Raw genomic sequence first — 18,264 nt, 5'->3', positions numbered from 1 at the left:
CCGGCTTACCGGCCTGCCGCTCATCGCCTCACTTGACGGCGGTCTTTTCGAACTGACGCAGCATCGTGTTGCCGCGCTCGACGGCGGCGTCGAGCGCCTGCTTGGCGGTCTTCTTGCCGGCCAGCGCCTGCTCGATCTCTTCCGACCAGACGTCACGGAGCTGAACCATATTGCCGAGACGCAAGCCGCGCGAATTCTCGGTCGGCTCCTTGTTGGTCAGTTCGAGCAGCGGGGTCTCGAGATAGGGCTGATCCTTGTAGAAACCTTCTTCCTTCGCCTTGGCGTAGGCCGCCTTGGTGATCGGCAGATAGCCCGAGGCCTTGTGGATGTAGACTTGGCGATCGGTGTCCGAGAGGAAGGTCAGGAATTTCGCAACGCCCTTGTATTCCTCGGCCGACTTGCCGCCCATGACCCAGAGCGAGGCACCGCCGATGATCGAGTTCTGCGGCGCACCCTTGGCGTCCGGATAGTAAGGCATCGGCACGGCGGTGAAGTTGAACTTGGCCTGCGCCTTGACGTTGCCGAAGAACGCCGACGAGGTCAGGTAGATCGGGCATTCGCCGGAGGTGAAGCGGCCTTCGCCGGTGTTGGTGCGGCCGGCATAGTCGTAGGTCTTGGTCTTCTGGAGTTCGACCAGGGTTTCGAGATGCTTGACCTGGAGCGGGCCGTTGAACTCGAGCACGGTGTCGAAACCGTCGAGGCCGTTGGCCTTGCTGGCGAGCGGCACGTTGTGCCAGGCGGAGAGCTGCTCGAGATTGACCCAGGTGACCCAGGAGCCGGAGAAGCCGCAGGTGTCATGACCCGCAGCCTTCAGCTTCTTGGCGGCCTCGAACGTTTCGGGCCAGGTCTTGGGGATATCGACGTTCGCCTTCTTGAGCTCGTCGAGGTTGACCCACATGACGGTCGACGACGAGTTGAACGGGAAGGACAGCATCTCGCCCTTCGAGGTCGAGTAGTAGCCGGTGATGGCGGGCAGGTAGATCTTGGGGTCGAACTTCTCGCCGGCCTCGGCCATCAGCTTGTAGACGGGCTTTACGGCGCCGGTCGCGGCCATCATGGTCGCGGTGCCGACTTCGAACACCTGCATGATGTGCGGGGCGTTGCCGGCGCGGAACGCCGCGATGCCGGCGTTCATCGTATCGGGATAGTTGCCCTTGTAGGTCGGGATCACCTTGTAGTCGGTCTGCGAGGCGTTGAAGTCGGTGGCGAGCTTGACGATGACGTCGTTGTTGGCGCCGGTCATCGCGTGCCACCACTGGATTTCGGTCACGGCCAAGGCCGGCGATGCGCCCATGCCGATCGTGATCGCAACTGCGGCAGCCGCCCCAAAGTGTCGAAGAGCCATCAAGTAAACCTCCCTTGGCCGTCAAAAAGAAGCGCTTGCGCTAGCAGCGCCATATGACGTTCACATGACTGTGTAAGCGGGAGAAACGAAAGCAGCAAGCGCGGCCAAAAGGGAAGCCGTCAAATAGGCGAATGCCGAGCGCGCAGCCTCCTCCGTTCGCGGTGCACATGCGTGCCCGCGCCGCAGTGCGGCATTTGCTCGGGTGAGGCGGCGAGGGCGTTTAGCGCTTGCGCTCGGGGCCGCAGACGGTGCCCTGCTCGACCATCGCGTCGATCTCCGATTTGGAGTAGCCGAACTCGCCGAGCACCTCCGCCGAGTGCTGGCTGAATTTCGGCGGCAGACGGCGCAGGCTCGGCTTGCTGCGATCGAGCCGGATCGGCGAGGCCACCCCCTTGTACCAGTCCTTCTCGATGACATCGCCGCGGGCGATCGTGTGCGCGTTCGTCAACGCCTGGTCGATCTTCTGCACGGGACCTGCGGGCAGGCCGGCGGCGAGCAGACGATTGCACAGCGGCTCGGCCTCGTGCTGGCTGAACACGGCGGCCAACTCGGCCCGCAGCGCCTCGCGATTGGCGATGCGGTCCTTGTTGCGGGCAAAGCGCGGATCGGTGCCGAGCTCGGGCTTGCCGATCTCCTTGGCAAGCTTGCGGAAGGTGCCGTCATTGCCGACACCGATGAAGATGTTGTCGGTCCTGGTCGGGAAGATCGCGTAAGGCACGAGGTTGGGATGCTCGTTGCCGGTGAGCGACGGCGGCTTGCCGTGCATGAAATAATTCGCGGTGTGCGGATGCATGATGGCGAGGCCGGTCTCGTACAGCGTCGTCTCCAGGAACTGGCCTTTCCCAGAGCGCTGCCGCTCCGACAGCGCCATCAGGATGCCGATCGCCGCATAGAGGCCGGTGGTGATGTCGACCAGCGGCACGCCGATCCGCATCGGACCGCTCTCGGGCGAACCGGTCGCCGCGATCATGCCGGTCATGGCCTGGATGATGGCGTCATAGCCGGGATTGCCGCCGCGCGGACCGTCGGCGCCGAAGCCGCAGATCCGGCAATGCACCAGGCGCGGGAATTTCTTGCTGAGCACATCGTTGCCGATGCCCCATTTCTCCAGCGTGCCCGGCTTGAAATTCTCGATCAGGACGTCGGCGGTCTCCAGCATCTTGAGCAGCACGATTCGGCCGCCCTCGGAGGCGAGGTCGAGGCCGATCGAGCGCTTGTTGCGGTTGATGCCGATGAAATAGGCCGCGTCTTCCTCATGGAACGGAGGGCCCCAGTCGCGCACCTCGTCGCCGGCGGGCGGCTCGACCTTGATCACGTCGGCGCCGTGGTCGGCGAGGATCTGGGTGCAGTAGGGACCGCCAAGCACGCGCGTGAGATCGATGACGCGCAGTCCGCTCATTGCGCCCAAAACGGCTTCAGTCATGCCTTCGCTTCCCCTGTGTCGGTCGTTGATCACAGGCGTAGCGAGGTTTTTTTGCGCCAGCAATGGCTTGGCGCGTAGGGGCGTATGCGGTGCCGCCGTGCAATCCCGCGGCGTGGCAAAACAACAAAACCAAAGGAAAGCGGCCGGCCCGAGGGGGATCTCGGGCCAGCCAATCCGCCGTTTGATCAGACGACCGTCAGGCGAACGTCGACATTGCCGCGCGTGGCATTGGAGTAGGGGCACACCTGGTGGGCCTTCTCGACCAGCGCTTCGGCTTCCGCGCGGGCAAGGCCCGGCAGCGAGACGGCGAGGTCGATGTCGAGACCGAAGCCACCGGCCGAGCGCGGGCCGATGCCGACGGTGGAGGTGACCGAGGCGTCAGCCGGAACCTTCGGGCCGCCCTGCGAGGCCACGAACTTCATCGCGCCGATGAAGCAGGCGGCATAGCCCGCCGCAAACAGCTGCTCGGGATTGTTGCCGGCGCCGCCTCCGCCGCCGAGCTCCTTCGGCGTGGTGAGCTTGACGTCGAGCGCGCCGTCGAGGGTCGCCGCATGGCCGTCGCGGCCGCCGGTGGCTTTGGCGCTGGTCTTGTACAGGACGTTCACGGACATTTTCGTCTCCTCAGGTGTTCGGGTTGGGGTGGAACCTACATCGCAAACAATTAGATTGCGCGCAATTGAAATTTGCATGCCTCACATTTAATTGTTCGCAATTGAATGTACGGCCGCCCGGTCCCAGAATGGAGGAAACCGCGTGAGATTCTCGATGCCCCGGAAATTATCGGCGCTGGACCCGCAGCGCCTCGACAACCAGATCTGCTTCGCGGTCTATTCGGCCGCGCATGCCTTCAACCGCGTCTACAAGCCGCTGCTCGACCGGCTCGGCCTGACTTACCCGCAATATCTGGTGATGCTGGTGCTGTGGGAGCGCGACGACGTGCCGGTCAAGGACATCGGCGAAAAGCTGTTCCTCGATTCGGGCACCCTAACGCCGCTGCTCAAGCGCCTCGAGGCCGCGCACCTCGTCAAGCGCACACGCTCGCGCGAGGACGAACGTCAGGTGCTGATCGCGCTGACCCCGCAGGGCCACGCCTTGAAGGAAAAAGCGCGTGCCGTGCCGCATTCGATCCTGGCGGCGTCGGATTGCTCGGTTTCGGAACTGGTCGCGATGAAGGACGAGATCGTCGCGCTGCGCGACCGGTTGAATGCGGTGATCGGGGAGTAGGGGGCTAGGGGCGCTTTTTGGCGAAGGCGCGGCCGGACGCTGACTTCAGGTACTTCTCGAACGCGACGGCCTGCTTCTCGTTGCTGAACGCAATGTAAGTCTTGAGACGCCAAGGTCCGAATTTCGACGTGTGTGGCACCTCGCCGGCATTGTGCTTTGTCAGTCGGGCGCGCAGGTCGTCAGTGATCCCGACATAGAAATGGAGGGAATCAAGGCTCTCGAGAATGTAGACGTATCTCACGGCAGGCTCCCGAGCTGTCGAGGGAGAGCTTACATCCGCTTTCGATCTGCTAAAGCCCGGCTTCGCCCTTCGGGCTACGCCGCGACAGCCTTCGCTACGATGGGCTTGCCGAGCCGAAGCTGGCGAAGCCAGCGAAGGCTGGTGGAGCCAGGCGGGATCGAACCGCCGACCTCTTGCATGCCATGCAAGCGCTCTCCCAGCTGAGCTATGGCCCCTTAGTCTTCCAATTGGGACGATCCTTTCGGATCACTCCCGACCGGCGAGCCTGGTGACTCGCGCGGTGCACCCTTTTTCACAGATCAGGGCTGATCTCAAGTCTCTTCATCACCTCCGACATCACCAATGATGTCGGTAACGTCCTCATCGCCCTCTTCGTCGTCGGCGATAAAGGTCGAATCATCGTCGTCATCGTCTTCGATGGTCTCGTCGACCTCGATGTCGTCCTCGGATTCGGGCACCGCGGCCTTGACCTTGCCGGTGTTCTCCTCGGCGTCGGCCTCCTCGAGCGAGACCTCTTCGACCTCTGCCGGCTCCGGCGTGGTGTCGGCAGCCGGCGTGTGGCGAGGTTCGGCGCCGCGGGTTGCGCGAGCCGGCGCCACTGGCGCGATCGGTACGACTTCGCCGGTATAGGGCGAGATCACCGGATTCTTGTTGAGGTCATAGAATTTCTTGCCCGTGGTCGGGCAAATACGTTTGGTTCCGAGTTCGGACTTGGCCACGGCAGGAATCCTGGGAATGTCTGAAAAGCGGTGTTTCACTTGGCTAGTTGGCGGCCCGCTGTCAATAGCGCATTACGGGAGAAAGACATGCCCGTGACGGCGGGCAGACCTTGTGGTACCTGCCCCGCGAGCCCCGCAGGGACGTTTCGGGCCTATCCAAGGACACAAACTTGACTGATTCCGACAAGCCGACGCCGCTTCAGTCGCGCGCAAGCGGTCCCCTGACCGGGAAAGTACGGGTCCCCGGGGACAAGTCGATCTCCCACCGCGCCCTCATCCTGGGCGCGCTCGCGGTCGGCGAGACCAAGATTTCTGGCCTGCTCGAGGGCGAGGACGTCCTCAACACCGCAAAATCCATGCAGGCGCTGGGCGCCAGGGTCGAGCGTACCGGCGATTTCGCCTGGAAGGTGAACGGCGTGGGCGTTGCCGGCTTCGCCGAGCCCAGGGCGCCGCTTGATTTCGGCAACTCCGGCACCGGCTGCCGGCTCGTCATGGGCGCCGTCGCCGGCTGCCCGATTTCGGCGGTTTTCGACGGCGATGCCTCGCTGCGCAGCCGCCCCATGCGCCGGATCCTCGATCCGCTCGAGAAAATGGGCGCCAAAGTGGTGTCCGGCGGCGAGGGCGGCCGTCTGCCGCTGACCGTCCAGGGCGCGCGCGATCCGCTGCCGATCACCTACAAGACCCCGGTCGCCTCGGCCCAGATCAAATCGGCCGTGCTGCTGGCGGGCTTGGCCGCGCCCGGCACCACGACGGTGATCGAGACCGAGGCCAGCCGCGACCATACCGAACTGATGCTGAAGCACTTTGGCGCCGACATCACCTCCGCGCAGGAGGGGCAGCACGGCCGCCGCATCACGCTGATTGGCCAGCCCGAGCTGCATGGCGCCACCGTCGTGGTGCCCGCCGATCCCTCTTCGGCGGCCTTCCCGGTCGTCGCGGCGCTGATCGTCGAAGGCTCCGATGTCGTCCTGTCCGACGTGATGACCAATCCGCTGCGCACCGGCCTGTTCACCACGCTGCGTGAAATGGGCGCCTCGATCGAGGAAAGCGAAGTCCGCGGCGATGCCGGCGAGCCGATGGCGCAGCTGCGCGTACGCGCGTCGAAACTGCGTGGCGTCGAGGTGCCGCCGGAGCGCGCGCCGTCGATGATCGACGAATATCTCGTGCTGGCGGTGGCGGCCTCCTTCGCCGAGGGCACGACGATCATGCGCGGCCTGCACGAGCTGCGGGTCAAGGAATCCGACCGCCTGGAGGCCACCGCCGCCATGCTCCGTGTCAACGGCGTGAAAGTCGAGGTCTCCGGTGACGATCTGATCGTCGAGGGGCGCGGCCACGTTCCGGGCGGCGGCACTGTCGCCACGCACATGGATCATCGCATCGCGATGTCCGCGCTGGTGATGGGCTGCGCCTCCGACCAACCCGTGACCGTCGACGACACCGCCTTCATCGCCACCAGTTTCCCGGACTTCATCCCGATGATGCGTTCGCTAGGGGCCGAGTTTTCATGATCATCGCCATCGACGGGCCCGCGGCCTCGGGCAAGGGGACGCTCGGCAAGCGCCTCGCCCATCATTACGGCTATCGTCATCTCGATACCGGCGTCATCTACCGCGCGGTGGCCTATGCCTTGATGGAATCCGGTCACGATCTCCGGGACGAGGTGGCTGCGGTGCAGGCTGCGCTGGAGCTTGATCCCGAAAAGTTCGGCAATCCCGCCCTGAAGACCCAAGAGGCCGGCGAGGGCGCCTCGATCGTCTCGGCGATCCCCAGGGTTCGCGAGGTCCTGCTCAATTTCCAGCGGCAATTCGCCGCCGATCCGCCCGGCGCCGTGCTCGACGGCCGGGACATTGGAACCGTGATCTGCCCCCATGCCGACGTGAAGATCTTCGTGGTCGCCGATCCCAAGGTCCGCGCCCGCCGCCGGACCATGGAGGCCAAGGCGAGGGGCGAGGAGGCGGACGAGGCGGCGGTGCTCGCCGACATCATCCGGCGCGACGAGCGCGACAAGAACCGGCCGATTGCGCCCTTGAAACCGGCCCCGGATGCTTACTTGCTAGATAACTCCCAACTGGATATAGAAGGCGGCGTCCGGGCCGCCATCGACATTATCGAGGCCGTCCGAGCGGGCCGGTCGCGGGGTTAAGCCGCCGCCGTCATTGGAGGAAGCGCCCGCTCCCGCTCTTTGAGGTCGATACCCCGGTCCCCTGTTTGGGCCCGGCGCGATCCAGGCTCCGGACCAAGATTTCCACGTATCGAACGCGCGGGCCTCAGCCGGCCCGCCTCCGCTGCTCCGCCTCCATGCCGGAGCAGCGAGCGGTCGCTCGAAGGTCTTGCGGACCTTCCGACACTGCGTGTGCGATGCGCCCATGAACCCAACGGCCGGCACGACATCCGCAACTGGAGAACAAATGGCTTCGACTTCTGCTGATACCTATAGCCCGTCGCGTGACGATTTCGCCGCGATGCTCGACGAGTCCTTCGCAGGTGGCAACCTGCAGGAAAGCTCCGTCGTCAAGGGCAAGGTGGTTGCAATTGAGAAAGACATGGCCGTCATCGACGTCGGCCTGAAGACCGAGGGCCGCGTTGCCCTGCGCGAATTTTCCGGCCCCGGCCGTGACAGCGAGATCAAGGTCGGCGACGAGGTCGAAGTGTTCCTCGATCGCATCGAGAACGCCCTCGGCGAAGCCGTGCTGTCGCGCGACAAGGCGCGCCGCGAGGAGAGCTGGGGCAAGCTCGAGAAGGCCTTCCAGAACAACGAGAAGGTCAACGGCGTCATCTTCAACCAGGTCAAGGGCGGCTTCACCGTCGACCTCGACGGTGCCGTGGCCTTCCTGCCGCGCTCGCAGGTCGACATCCGTCCGATCCGCGACGTTGCGCCGCTGATGAACAACTCGCAGCCGTTCCAGATCCTCAAGATGGATCGCCGCCGCGGCAACATCGTCGTCTCCCGCCGCACGGTTCTCGAAGAGACCCGCGCCGAGCAGCGTCAGGAGCTGGTGCAGAACCTCGAAGAGGGTCAGGTCATCGACGGCGTGGTCAAGAACATCACCGATTATGGTGCGTTCGTTGATCTCGGCGGTATCGACGGTCTGCTGCACGTCACCGACATCGCGTGGCGCCGCGTCAACCACCCGACCGAGGTGCTCTCGATCGGCCAGACCGTGAAGGTCAAGATCATCAAGATCAACCACGAGACGCACCGCATCTCGCTGGGCATGAAGCAGCTGCTGGACGATCCGTGGCAGGGCATCGAAGCCAAGTACCCGCTGGGTGCCCGCTTCACCGGCCGCGTCACCAACATCACCGACTACGGTGCGTTCGTCGAGCTCGAGCCGGGCATCGAAGGCCTGATCCACGTCTCCGAGATGTCGTGGACCAAGAAGAACATGCACCCCGGCAAGATCGTTTCGACCTCGCAGGAAGTCGAAGTGCAGGTGCTGGAAGTCGATTCCGTCAAGCGCCGCATCTCGCTCGGCCTCAAGCAGACCATGCGCAACCCGTGGGAGGTCTTCGTCGAAGGTCACCCGACCGGTTCGGTGGTCGAGGGCGAGGTCAAGAACAAGACCGAGTTCGGTCTGTTCCTGGGCCTCGAGGGCGACGTCGACGGCATGGTCCATCTCTCCGACCTCGACTGGAAGCTTCCGGGCGAGCAGGTGATCGACAACTACAAGAAGGGCGACGTGGTGAAAGCCGTGGTGCTCGATGTGGACGTCGAGAAGGAGCGGATCTCGCTCGGCATCAAGCAGCTCGAAGGCGACCCCTTCGCCGAGCCGGGCGATGTCAAGAAGGGCGCGGTCGTGACCTGCGAAGTGCTCGAAGTGAAGGAAAGCGGCATCGAGGTGAAGATCACCGGTACCGACTTCTCGACCTTCATCAAGCGTTCGGAGCTCGCCCGTGATCGCAACGACCAGCGCGCCGAGCGCTTCGCCGTCGGCGAGAAGGTCGATGCCCGCGTGATCCAGTTCGACAAGAAGGCCCGCAAGGTCCAGGTGTCGATCAAGGCGCTCGAAGTCGCCGAAGAGAAGGAAGCCATCGCGCAGTACGGCTCCTCCGATTCGGGGGCGACGCTCGGTGACATCCTCGGCACCGCGCTCAAGAACCGCGACAAGTAAGCGAAACGCCTGTTTCGCAACCATCAAAGCCCCGGTTCGCGCCGGGGCTTTTTTGTTTGCGGCTTGTAGCCCGGATGGAGCGCAGCGAAATCCGGGGCCTCGCCACGATCGAAAGCGGTCCCGGATTGCGCTGCGCTCCATCCGGGCTACCCCAGCCTTGTTTTCTTCAAATTACGCCGCAATTGATGTATCCAGATAAGCCAATGGTCACGCTGTGACGGCACAACGCGCCCAGCCTTTCATTTGGAGATATTCCGATGTCGCTCGATTCGGACATCATCGTCGATCGTCGCAGGATTCGTCGCAAGCTGACGTTCTGGCGCGTGCTGGCTGCGCTGATCGCGATCGCGGCGATTGCGGGCTTCGCGCTGATCGCAACACCCGGTGCGCGCGGCACGTTCGCATCCGCCGGCTCGATCGCGCGGGTCCAGATCGATGGCCTGATCCGCAGCGACTCCGAGCGCACCCAGGCGCTGGAGCGACTGGAGAACTCGCAGGCCGCCGCCGTCATCATTCACATCAACTCGCCGGGTGGCACCACCGCCGGCTCCGAGCAGCTTTATGACTCGCTTGTGAGGTTGAAGGCGAAGAAGCCGCTCGTCGTCGTGGTCGAAGGCCTCGCGGCGTCCGGCGGTTACATCACCGCGATTGCGAGCGACCACATCATCGCCCAGCAGAGCTCGCTGGTCGGTTCGATCGGCGTGCTGTTCCAGTTTCCCAACGTCACGGAGCTGCTGAAGACCGTCGGCGTGAAGGTCGAGGAGGTGAAATCCTCGCCGCTGAAGGCCGCGCCGAACGGTTTTGAGCCGACCAGCCCCGAGGCACGCGCCGCGCTCGATGCGCTGGTGAAGGATTCCTATGCCTGGTTCAAGGGATTGGTGAAGGAGCGGCGTGGCATGGATGACACGCAGCTCGAAAAAGTCGCCGATGGCCGCGTCTTCACCGGACGCCAGGCGATCGATCTCAAGCTGATCGATCAGCTCGGCGACGAGAAGACCGCGGTGACCTGGCTGGTCGAGCAGAAGGGCGTCAAGAAGGGCCTCACCGTCCGCGATTACAAGCTCCAGCCCCGCTTTGGCGATCTGCCATTCCTCAAAACGGCTGCTGTCGTCACGCTGGAAGCGCTTGGTTTAGGCTCGATTGCGCATCAGATCGGGCAAACCGGCGTCGCGCAGGCCGTCGATCGACTTGGAATGGATGGAATGCTGGCCCTGTGGCAGCCGGCTGCGTCAAATTGATGGAACCGGGCGAGCTTCAGAGGCTTTTCCCGTCTGGCGGGTGACGGGTCAGCCCGCTTTTTCGGCATTTGTCACGCATTTTCCCGACGCTCAACCTTCATTTGGCGTCTTGACAGATCACGGTATTTTCACGGAAATGGTCATCCGCACGCTTCCGGGTCCTATCTCTCGATGATCAAATCCGAACTTGTTCAGCGTATCGCCGAGCACAACCCGCATCTGTACCAGCGGGATGTCGAGAACATTGTGAATGCGATTCTCGAAGAGATCGTAGCGGCTCTCGCGCGCGGTGATCGCGTCGAGTTGCGCGGCTTCGGTGCCTTCTCGGTCAAGCATCGCCCTGCGCGCGCAGGGCGCAATCCGCGCACCGGCGCCCATGTACCCGTCGATCAGAAGAGCGTTCCGTTCTTCAAGACCGGCAAGGAAATGCGCGAACGGCTGAACCGCGACCATCCGGATCCAGGCGCGCCAGACTGAGGCCGGCGTCAGGGTTTTCCGCGGTCGCGAGAGATGCGGCCGGAAGCTTGATTCAAGGCGAGCGAAGCGAGATGCGAAAGTTCCTGACCGCGCTGATCGTGATTCCGCTGGGCCTGATCCTGGTGACCTTCGCCGTCGCCAACCGGCATTTCGTCACGGTCTCTTTCGACCCCTTCATTACGAACGACCCGTCATTCTCGGTGACGCTGCCGCTGTTCCTGCTCCTCATCCTGGTGGCGGCCCTCGGGGTCGTTGCGGGCGGCTGCGCGGTCTGGCTCGGCCAGCGGCACTGGCGGCGCGCGGCGCGCCGGAATGATGCGGATGCACGGGCTGCCAGGACCGAACTGGCCGATCTGCGGGCCCAGGCGGCCGCAGCGAAGCCCGAGCCCCAGCGCCTCCCCGTTCCCTCCGGGGTGGGCCTTTACGGGCCCATCGGGCGAGACAAGCAGCGCGCGACGTTGTAGAAGCGGCCGCAACCGAAAACCCGGTTTTCCGGCCGCAGACCCGCGGCCTTCACCTGCTTTGAGACCATGTCCCTGCTCGTCAAAATCTGCGGCCTGTCCACGCGCGAGACGCTCGAAACAGCGCTCGACGCCGGCGCCGACATGGTGGGGTTCGTGTTCTTTCCGCCGTCGCCGCGGCACGTCTCTCTGGAGCTTGGCCGCGACCTCGGCCGCCAGGTGAAGCGGCGCGCGATCAAGGTCGCGCTCACGGTCGATGCCGATGACGCCACGCTCGACAACATCATGGACGCGCTGTCGCCGGATATCCTTCAGCTCCACGGCAAGGAGAGCGTCGCGCGCCTGCGCGACATCAAGCAGCGGTTCGGCCGTCCGGTGATGAAAGCGGTGCCGGTCGCAACCGCCGCCGATCTCGCCGTGCTGCCTGGCTACGCAGAGGTTGCCGATCGCATCCTGTTCGACGCGCGTGCGCCAAAGGACGCGACACGTCCGGGCGGCCTCGGCGCGGCCTTCGATTGGCATCTGCTCGAAAACCTGGAACTCAAGCTGCCGTATATGGTCTCGGGCGGACTTGATGCCCACAACGTCGCCGAGGCTCTTCGGGTCACGCGCGCCGGCGGCGTCGACGTCTCCTCCGGTGTCGAGAGCGCCTCCGGCGTCAAGGATCCCGAGATGATCAAGGCCTTCATTCGCGCCGCGCGCGCCACCCAAGATGCAAGTCAAGAGTTGAGCGTTCGATGAACATCGCCAAACCAAATTCCTACCGCAGCGGTCCCGACGAGCGCGGGCATTTCGGCATTTTCGGCGGCCGCTTCGTCGCCGAAACCCTGATGCCGCTGATCCTGGATCTGGAGAAGGCCTACACGGCGGCCAAGGCCGATCCGGCGTTCCAGGCCGAGATGAACGGCTATCTCAAGAATTATGTCGGCCGGCCCTCGCCGCTCTATTTCGCCGAGCGCCTGACCGAGCATCTCGGCGGCGCAAAAATCTATCTGAAGCGCGAAGAGCTCAACCACACCGGCTCGCACAAGGTGAACAACGTGCTCGGCCAGATCATGCTGGCACGGCGCATGGGCAAGAAGCGCATCATCGCCGAGACCGGCGCCGGTCAGCACGGTGTCGCCACCGCGACGCTGTGCGCGCGCTTTGGCCTCGAATGCGTGGTCTATATGGGCGCCGTCGACGTCGAGCGGCAGCAGCCCAACGTCATCCGCATGGAGATGCTGGGCGCAACCGTGGTCCCGGTGCAGTCGGGCACGCGCACGCTGAAGGACGCCATGAACGAGGCGCTGCGCGACTGGGTCACCAACGTGCACAACACGTTCTATTGCATCGGCACGGTGGCGGGCCCGCATCCCTATCCGACGCTGGTGCGCGACTTCCAGTCGATCATCGGCAACGAGACCAAGACGCAGATGCAGGAGGTCGAGGGACGCCTGCCGGATTCGCTGGTCGCCTGCATCGGCGGCGGTTCGAACGCGATGGGCCTGTTTCATCCGTTCCTCGATGATCCCTCCGTCGAAATCTTTGGCGTCGAAGCCGCCGGCCATGGGCTCACGCAACTGCATGCGGCCTCGATCGCGGGCGGCCGTCCCGGCGTGCTGCACGGCAACCGCACTTATCTCTTGATGGATGCGGACGGCCAGATCCAGGACGCGCATTCGATCTCCGCCGGCCTCGACTATCCCGGCATCGGCCCCGAGCATTCCTGGCTGCACGAGATCGGCCGCGTCAACTATCTCTCGGCGACCGATGACGAGGCGCTCGCAGCATTCCAGTTGCTGTCGCGGCTGGAAGGCATCATCCCCGCGCTCGAGCCCGCGCATGCCATCGCCAAGGTGATGGAGCTCGCGCCGAAGCGGCCGAGAGATCACCTGATGGTCGTCAATCTCTCCGGCCGCGGCGACAAGGACGTCCCGCAGGTCGGCGACATCCTGAGGGGCAAGAGCAAGTGACCACGCGTATCGACACCCGTTTTGCCGAACTGAAGAAGCAAGGCCGCTCGGCCTTCGTCACCTATGTGATGGCCGGCGATCCCGATCTCACGACGTCGCTCGATATCGTCAAGGCGCTGCCCAAGGCAGGCGCCGACGTCATCGAACTCGGCATTCCCTTCACCGATCCGATGGCCGATGGTCCTTCGATTCAGGCGGCAGGTCTGCGCGCGCTCAAGAACGGCATGACCTTGAAGAAGACGCTGGAACTGGTGCGCGACTTCCGCAAGGACGACAACGTCACGCCGCTGGTGCTGATGGGCTACTACAATCCGATCTACATTTACGGCGTCGACAAGTTCTTGGCCGATGCCAAGACATCAGGCGTTGACGGCCTGATCATCGTCGATTTGCCGCCGGAGGAAGACGACGAGCTCTGCATTCCCGCGCTGAAGGCGGGCCTGAACTTCATTCGCCTCGCGACCCCGACCACCGACGACAAGCGCCTGCCCGCGGTGCTCGCGAACACATCAGGCTTTGTCTACTACGTCTCTATCGCCGGTATCACCGGTGCCGCGGCGGCGGACGCGAATGCCGTCGGTGAAGCTGTCGCGCGCATCAAGCGGCATACCAAGCTGCCGATCTGCGTTGGTTTTGGCATCCGCACGCCGGAGGCGGCGCGCGCCATTGCCGAGAAGGCCGATGGTTCGGTGGTCGGCACCGCGTTGGTCGACGCGCTCAAGAACAGCCTCGACGCCGAGGGCCGGGCGACCGCCAAAACCGTTAACGCGGTAGCCGAGCTGACCGCGGCCCTGGCCCAGGGCGTCAAGGGCGCGAAACAGGCGGCGGAGTAGGCCATAATTCCGCTTCTGGGGCGGGCGAACACGGCGGCTTGCCGGGCAGGGGCCCGGCCGCCATATATCCCTTCAGGCGGCCCTTCCGCGGGGCTCGCACATCGGAGCAAACCATGAACTGGCTTACCAATGTGGTCCGGCCGAAGATCCGCAACATGCTGCGGCGGGAGACGCCGGAGAATCTGTGGATCAAGTGCCCGGATTCCGGGCAGCTCGTGTTCTACAAGGACGTCGAGGCCAACCAGTTCGTCATCCCCGGCTCGAACTACCACATGCGCATGGGCGCGGTGGCGCGTCTGAAGTCGATCTTCGACAACGAGACCTGGTACGACGTCGCGCTGCCCGACGTCACGCCCGATCCGCTCAAGTTCCGTGACGAGAAGAAATACGTCGACCGCATCAAGGATGCCCGCGCGCGAACTAACCTCAACGACGCGATCAAGGTCGGCTACGGCAAGCTCGAAGGCGCCGCCATCGTCGTCGCCGTGCAGGATTTCGATTTCATGGGCGGCTCGCTCGGCATGGCCGCGGGCGAAGCCATCGTGCGCGGGCTCGAGCTCGCGGTCGAGAAGAAATCGCCGTTCATCGTGTTCGCCGCGAGCGGCGGCGCGCGCATGCAGGAAGGCATCCTGTCGCTGATGCAGATGCCGCGCACCACCGTCGCGGTGCAGATGCTGCGCGAGGCGAAACAGCCCTACATCGTCGTGCTGACCAACCCGACCACCGGCGGCGTCACCGCGTCCTATGCGATGCTGGGTGACGTCCAGATCGCCGAGCCCGGTGCGCTGATCGGTTTTGCCGGCGCGCGCGTGATTGAGCAGACCATCCGCGAGAAATTGCCGGAAGGCTTCCAGCGCGCCGAATATCTGAAGGATCATGGCATGGTCGACATGGTCGTGCATCGTCACGAGCTGCGCCCGACCCTGGCGCGGCTCTGCCGCCTGCTGACCAAGGCGCCGGCGCAGGAAGGCGCATCGAAATCGGTGCAGCCGGTGGTCAGTCCGGCGCAGATCGTCTCGGCCGCCGAGACCGCGCCGGCCGCGCCGCACGCGTGAACGCGTCCTCTGACAGCGCAAAGCCGCCGCTCGGTGAATTGATCGGGCGGCTGTCGGCCCTGCATCAGAAGCGCATCGATCTCGGGCTGGAGCGGATGCACCGCCTGCTCGAGCGGCTTGGCCACCCTGAACGCAAGCTACCGCCGGTGATTCATATCGCCGGCACCAACGGCAAGGGCTCGACGCTCGCTTATCTGCGCGCGACGCTGGAGGCCGCCGGCCTGCGTGTCCATGCCTACACCTCGCCCTATCTCGTCCGCATCAACGAATGCTTCCGTCTCGGCCGCGTCGGCAGCGGGGTGCTCGTCGGCGACGACGAATTGCGCGCGGCGCTGGAAGAGGTCGAGCGGGTCAATGCCGGCGAAGCCGCGACCGTGTTCGAGCTGAAGACCGCGGCTGCCTTCCATCTGTTCGCGCAGAACCCGGCCGATGTCGTGCTGCTCGAAGTCGGCCTCGGCGGCCGGCTCGATTCGACCAATGTGATCGACACGCCGGCGGCGTGCGTGATCACGCCTGTCAGCATGGACCACATGGAGTTTCTCGGCGATACGCTGACCTCCATCGCCGGCGAGAAGGCGGCGATCATCAAGCGCGGCGTGCCCGTGGTTTGCGCCGAGCAGACGGGCGAGGCGATGGCGGTGATCGAGGCGCAGGCTAGGCGCATGCGCGCGCCGCTGTTTGCCGCGGGCGAGAGCTGGCACGTCAATGTCGAGCACGGGCGTCTGGTCTATTCCGACGATCGCGGCCTGATGGATCTGGCGGCGCCGCGCCTGTTCGGCCGCCACCAGTTCGACAATGCCGGCCTTGCGATCGCGACGCTGCGCGCGATCCCGAGTTTCAAGGTCAACCAGGCGGCCTTCGAGGCGGGCATCGTCGGCGCCGAATGGCCGGCGCGGATGCAGCGCATCACCTCGGGCGAGCTGCTCGCGCTCGGACCGCAGGGCTCGGATATCTGGCTCGACGGCGGCCACAATGCCGAAGGCGGGCGCGTCGCGGCGGCCGCGCTCGGCGATCTCGAAGAGCGGGTCTCGCGGCCGCTGGTCGTGATCGCGGGCATGATGGCCAACAAGGACGCGGAAGGTTTTCTCGCCAATTTCGCCGGCCTGACCCGTCACATCATCGCGGTGCCGATCCCCGACACCGAGAATGCGATGCCGGTCGACCGCCTCGCGGATGCCGCGCGCAGCCTCGGCATGCGGGTCGAGACCGCGCCCGGCATCGAAGCCGCACTGCGTGGCTTGGCGAAGCTCGCCTACGAGGTGCCGCCGCGCATCCTGATCACCGGTTCGCTTTATCTCGCCGGCCACGTGCTGGGCATCAACGGCACGCCTCCTGCATAGAGGTTGCGTAGCCCGGATGGAGCGAAGCGCAATCCGGGAATCGCGCCACAAACGATCAAGGCCCCGGATTACGCTTCGCTCCATCCGGCCTACAGGAATCTCAATGCGCTTCGCCGCGATTGCCGACGTCCACGGAAACCATCTCGCGCTGGAGGCGGTGCTCGCCGACATCCGCGCGCAGGGCATCGCCGACATTGTCAATCTCGGCGACATGCTGAGCGGCCCGCTCGATGCGCGCCGGACCATCGAGATCCTGATGCAGCTCGACGCCGTGCAGGTGCTCGGCAATCACGACCGCTATCTGCTCGACCGCCCGCCGGAAAAGATGGGCTCATGGGACCGTCCGGCCCATGCAGCGCTCAATGCCGCGCAACTCGACTGGCTGCGCGCGCAGCCGATGACGCGGGTGTTTCGTGAGCAGGTCTTCCTTTGCCACGCGACGCCCGATGACGATGAAGTCTATTGGCTCGATACCGTGCATCCCGACGGCACGGTGGCGTTATCGCCGCTCGACCGCATCGAGCAGTTCGCGCAAGGCATCACGCAATCGCTGATCCTCTGCGCGCACACGCATCTCGCCCGCGCGGTGCGGTTGCGCGACGGCCGGCTGATCGTCAATCCCGGCAGCGTCGGCAGCCCCGGCTATCGCGACGTGCATCCATTCCCGCATGTCGTCGAAGCCGGCACGCCGCACGCGCGCTACGCGATTCTTGAGCTCGTTGACGGTGTTTGGCAGGTGACGTTCCGCCAGATCGCTTACGATCATGAGCCGATGGCCGCGCTCGCGCGCCGCAACAATCAGCCGGAACTGGCAAATGCGCTGGCGACCGGTTGGATCAAGCAGACGGCTCTGTAGCCCGGATGGAGCGAAGCGCAATCCGGGAATCTTGCCATAAGCGACGGCCGCCCCGGATTACGCTACGCTCCATCCGGGCTACGGTTGGACTTCTTGAGAAGCGCGCTCATTATCGGCGTACATAACAAAGAGGGAGCGCGCCATGGATGACGGAGATGTCTGGCGACACGAATATGCTATCGAGACATCGGCAGCCCCGGAGACGATCTGGAGCATTCTCCGCGACGTGCCGGGTTGGAAAACCTGGAACGCAGGTATCGAGCAGATCGACATTGACGGGCCATTTGCGGCCGGGACCTGGTTCACGATGAAGCCTCCCGGCGAGGAGGCGCTGCGCTCGCAGCTGATCGAGGTCCGCGAGAACGCGTGCTTCATCGACGAAACGCGAGTCGGCGACCTCGTCATCAAGGTCGCCCATCGCATCGAAGCTCTTGTCGATTCTCTTGGACCGAAGCGCACGCGGATCGTTTACGCCGTCGACGCGCGAGGACCGCAAGCGTCCGAGATCGGTCCGGCTGTCGCGTCGGACTTTCCCGATGTTCTCGCCAGTCTCGCCAAACTCGCCGAAACGAGATCGGCATGATTGCCGTCGAGCAAAAATAAAACGGCCGGCGTGTAGCCGGCCGTTGAAGAATTCTCGGTTACACGCGCGGCGGATCAGACCGCGGACGTGATCCACTGCTGCAGCTTCGCCTTCGGCGCCGCGCCGACCTGGCGGGAGGCCATCTCGCCGCCCTTGAAGATCATCAGCGTCGGGATCGACATCACGCCGTATTTCGACGCGGTCTTCGGGCTCTCGTCGACGTTGAGCTTCACGATCTTGACCTTGTCGCCCATCGCGCCGGCGATCTCGTCGAGCGCGGGTGCGATCATGCGGCAAGGGCCGCACCATTCGGCCCAGAAATCGACGACCACGGGGCCGTTCGCCTTGAGCACTTCGGCTTCGAAATCGGCGTCGGAAACCTTGCTAACGGCCATTGGAGTA

General features: G+C 64.5%; 20 protein-coding genes and 1 tRNA gene. 14 read left to right on the top strand and 7 right to left on the bottom strand.

The genetic code is table 11. The features are described from left to right. Positions 1 to 28 precede the first annotated feature (28 nt). The 3 genes from ugpB to OWC48_RS20905 form a co-directional block, all read right to left on the bottom strand. The gene (ugpB, locus tag OWC48_RS20915; protein ID WP_282521658.1) at positions 29 to 1,345 is read right to left on the bottom strand and encodes a sn-glycerol-3-phosphate ABC transporter substrate-binding protein UgpB; all 1,317 of its coding nucleotides are present in this window, start codon (positions 1,343 to 1,345) and stop codon (positions 29 to 31) included. A 220-nt stretch (positions 1,346 to 1,565) separates the two neighbouring features. Beyond that, positions 1,566 to 2,768, bottom strand: a complete 1,203-nt coding sequence (locus tag OWC48_RS20910) for a CaiB/BaiF CoA-transferase family protein (RefSeq protein ID WP_282521657.1) — start codon at positions 2,766 to 2,768, stop codon at positions 1,566 to 1,568. Positions 2,769 to 2,953: 185 nt separating this feature from the next. Continuing rightward, positions 2,954 to 3,379 (bottom strand): organic hydroperoxide resistance protein, encoded by a 426-nt coding sequence (locus OWC48_RS20905; protein ID WP_014490914.1) that lies wholly within the window; start codon positions 3,377 to 3,379, stop codon positions 2,954 to 2,956. Between the two features lie 154 nt (positions 3,380 to 3,533). Between OWC48_RS20905 and OWC48_RS20900 the strand changes: the two genes are divergently transcribed. After that, positions 3,534 to 3,992 (top strand): MarR family winged helix-turn-helix transcriptional regulator, encoded by a 459-nt coding sequence (locus tag OWC48_RS20900; RefSeq protein WP_282521656.1) that lies wholly within the window; start codon positions 3,534 to 3,536, stop codon positions 3,990 to 3,992. 4 nt (positions 3,993 to 3,996) lie between these two features. Here OWC48_RS20900 and OWC48_RS47075 read toward each other — a convergent pair whose 3' ends face one another. The 3 genes from OWC48_RS47075 to OWC48_RS20885 all read right to left on the bottom strand — a co-directional run bounded on the left by OWC48_RS47075 (position 3,997) and on the right by OWC48_RS20885 (position 4,952). After that, on the bottom strand, positions 3,997 to 4,233 hold the full coding sequence (locus tag OWC48_RS47075) for a GIY-YIG nuclease family protein (RefSeq protein WP_282521655.1): 237 nt from the start codon (positions 4,231 to 4,233) through the stop codon (positions 3,997 to 3,999). Positions 4,234 to 4,372: 139 nt separating this feature from the next. Beyond that, positions 4,373 to 4,448 (bottom strand) — tRNA-Ala (locus OWC48_RS20890). Between the two features lie 96 nt (positions 4,449 to 4,544). Next, positions 4,545 to 4,952 carry a TIGR02300 family protein gene (locus OWC48_RS20885; protein WP_063980175.1) on the bottom strand — a complete coding sequence of 136 codons (408 nt, stop codon included), beginning with the start codon at positions 4,950 to 4,952 and terminating at the stop codon, positions 4,545 to 4,547. 170 nt (positions 4,953 to 5,122) lie between these two features. Here OWC48_RS20885 and aroA point away from each other — a divergent pair, with 170 nt between their 5' ends. From aroA to OWC48_RS20820, 13 genes are all read left to right on the top strand, one after another. Then, positions 5,123 to 6,460, top strand: coding sequence for a 3-phosphoshikimate 1-carboxyvinyltransferase (aroA, locus tag OWC48_RS20880; RefSeq protein WP_282521654.1), 1,338 nt, complete (start codon positions 5,123 to 5,125; stop codon positions 6,458 to 6,460). Then, positions 6,457 to 7,095, top strand: a complete 639-nt coding sequence (cmk, locus tag OWC48_RS20875) for a (d)CMP kinase (RefSeq protein WP_282521653.1) — start codon at positions 6,457 to 6,459, stop codon at positions 7,093 to 7,095. Before aroA ends, cmk begins: the two co-directional genes overlap by 4 nt. A 265-nt stretch (positions 7,096 to 7,360) precedes the next feature. Next, positions 7,361 to 9,064, top strand: coding sequence for a 30S ribosomal protein S1 (rpsA, locus tag OWC48_RS20870; RefSeq protein WP_014490919.1), 1,704 nt, complete (start codon positions 7,361 to 7,363; stop codon positions 9,062 to 9,064). A gap of 257 nt (positions 9,065 to 9,321) precedes the next feature. Then, a complete protein-coding gene (gene sppA / locus OWC48_RS20865; RefSeq protein ID WP_282521652.1) occupies positions 9,322 to 10,302 on the top strand; it encodes a signal peptide peptidase SppA in 981 nt (326 codons plus the stop codon). A 171-nt stretch (positions 10,303 to 10,473) separates the two neighbouring features. After that, positions 10,474 to 10,779, top strand: a complete 306-nt coding sequence (locus tag OWC48_RS20860; protein WP_007598410.1) for an integration host factor subunit beta — start codon at positions 10,474 to 10,476, stop codon at positions 10,777 to 10,779. A gap of 71 nt (positions 10,780 to 10,850) precedes the next feature. Beyond that, entirely contained in the window at positions 10,851 to 11,243 is a 393-nt protein-coding gene (locus OWC48_RS20855) for a lipopolysaccharide assembly protein LapA domain-containing protein (RefSeq protein ID WP_282521651.1), read from the top strand. Positions 11,244 to 11,309: 66 nt separating this feature from the next. After that, positions 11,310 to 11,981, top strand: a complete 672-nt coding sequence (locus OWC48_RS20850) for a phosphoribosylanthranilate isomerase (protein ID WP_282521650.1) — start codon at positions 11,310 to 11,312, stop codon at positions 11,979 to 11,981. Beyond that, a complete protein-coding gene (gene trpB, locus OWC48_RS20845) occupies positions 11,978 to 13,195 on the top strand; it encodes a tryptophan synthase subunit beta (RefSeq protein WP_028149800.1) in 1,218 nt (405 codons plus the stop codon). Before OWC48_RS20850 ends, trpB begins: the two co-directional genes overlap by 4 nt. Next, entirely contained in the window at positions 13,192 to 14,028 is an 837-nt protein-coding gene (gene trpA, locus OWC48_RS20840; RefSeq protein WP_282521649.1) for a tryptophan synthase subunit alpha, read from the top strand. The genes trpB and trpA overlap by 4 nt, the downstream gene beginning before the upstream one ends. A 113-nt stretch (positions 14,029 to 14,141) precedes the next feature. Further along, positions 14,142 to 15,083: an acetyl-CoA carboxylase, carboxyltransferase subunit beta gene (gene accD / locus OWC48_RS20835; RefSeq protein ID WP_282521648.1), complete on the top strand. Its 942-nt coding sequence runs from the start codon at positions 14,142 to 14,144 to the stop codon at positions 15,081 to 15,083. Continuing rightward, positions 15,080 to 16,423: a folylpolyglutamate synthase/dihydrofolate synthase family protein gene (locus OWC48_RS20830; RefSeq protein ID WP_282521647.1), complete on the top strand. Its 1,344-nt coding sequence runs from the start codon at positions 15,080 to 15,082 to the stop codon at positions 16,421 to 16,423. Before accD ends, OWC48_RS20830 begins: the two co-directional genes overlap by 4 nt. A 103-nt stretch (positions 16,424 to 16,526) precedes the next feature. Then, positions 16,527 to 17,279: a metallophosphoesterase gene (locus OWC48_RS20825; RefSeq protein WP_282521646.1), complete on the top strand. Its 753-nt coding sequence runs from the start codon at positions 16,527 to 16,529 to the stop codon at positions 17,277 to 17,279. Positions 17,280 to 17,421: 142 nt separating this feature from the next. Then, positions 17,422 to 17,862 (top strand): SRPBCC family protein, encoded by a 441-nt coding sequence (locus OWC48_RS20820; protein WP_282521645.1) that lies wholly within the window; start codon positions 17,422 to 17,424, stop codon positions 17,860 to 17,862. 74 nt (positions 17,863 to 17,936) lie between these two features. On the opposite strand, the gene trxA is transcribed toward OWC48_RS20820, so the two are convergent. Next, entirely contained in the window at positions 17,937 to 18,257 is a 321-nt protein-coding gene (trxA, locus tag OWC48_RS20815; protein ID WP_008540017.1) for a thioredoxin, read from the bottom strand. Positions 18,258 to 18,264 lie beyond the last annotated feature (7 nt).

The organism is Bradyrhizobium sp. Arg816, assembly GCF_029989365.1.
In the GTDB taxonomy this organism is placed as follows: Bacteria; Pseudomonadota; Alphaproteobacteria; order Rhizobiales; family Xanthobacteraceae; genus Bradyrhizobium.
The sequence above is the reverse complement of the archived record's forward strand: the minus strand, read 5'-3'. Positions and strand labels throughout refer to the sequence as shown.

Coding starts and splice junctions, on each gene's coding strand:
- OWC48_RS20855 (WP_282521651.1), top strand. CDS start 10,851: ATGCGAAAGTTCCTGACCGCGCTGATCGTGATTCCGCTGGGCCTGATC.
- OWC48_RS20825 (WP_282521646.1), top strand. CDS start 16,527: ATGCGCTTCGCCGCGATTGCCGACGTCCACGGAAACCATCTCGCGCTG.
- OWC48_RS20850 (WP_282521650.1), top strand. CDS start 11,310: ATGTCCCTGCTCGTCAAAATCTGCGGCCTGTCCACGCGCGAGACGCTC.
- cmk (WP_282521653.1), top strand. CDS start 6,457: ATGATCATCGCCATCGACGGGCCCGCGGCCTCGGGCAAGGGGACGCTC.
- OWC48_RS20910 (WP_282521657.1), bottom strand. CDS start 2,768: ATGACTGAAGCCGTTTTGGGCGCAATGAGCGGACTGCGCGTCATCGAT.
- rpsA (WP_014490919.1), top strand. CDS start 7,361: ATGGCTTCGACTTCTGCTGATACCTATAGCCCGTCGCGTGACGATTTC.
- accD (WP_282521648.1), top strand. CDS start 14,142: ATGAACTGGCTTACCAATGTGGTCCGGCCGAAGATCCGCAACATGCTG.
- OWC48_RS20820 (WP_282521645.1), top strand. CDS start 17,422: ATGGATGACGGAGATGTCTGGCGACACGAATATGCTATCGAGACATCG.
- trpB (WP_028149800.1), top strand. CDS start 11,978: ATGAACATCGCCAAACCAAATTCCTACCGCAGCGGTCCCGACGAGCGC.
- sppA (WP_282521652.1), top strand. CDS start 9,322: ATGTCGCTCGATTCGGACATCATCGTCGATCGTCGCAGGATTCGTCGC.
- ugpB (WP_282521658.1), bottom strand. CDS start 1,345: ATGGCTCTTCGACACTTTGGGGCGGCTGCCGCAGTTGCGATCACGATC.
- OWC48_RS20860 (WP_007598410.1), top strand. CDS start 10,474: ATGATCAAATCCGAACTTGTTCAGCGTATCGCCGAGCACAACCCGCAT.
- trxA (WP_008540017.1), bottom strand. CDS start 18,257: ATGGCCGTTAGCAAGGTTTCCGACGCCGATTTCGAAGCCGAAGTGCTC.
- OWC48_RS20900 (WP_282521656.1), top strand. CDS start 3,534: ATGCCCCGGAAATTATCGGCGCTGGACCCGCAGCGCCTCGACAACCAG.
- OWC48_RS20905 (WP_014490914.1), bottom strand. CDS start 3,379: ATGTCCGTGAACGTCCTGTACAAGACCAGCGCCAAAGCCACCGGCGGC.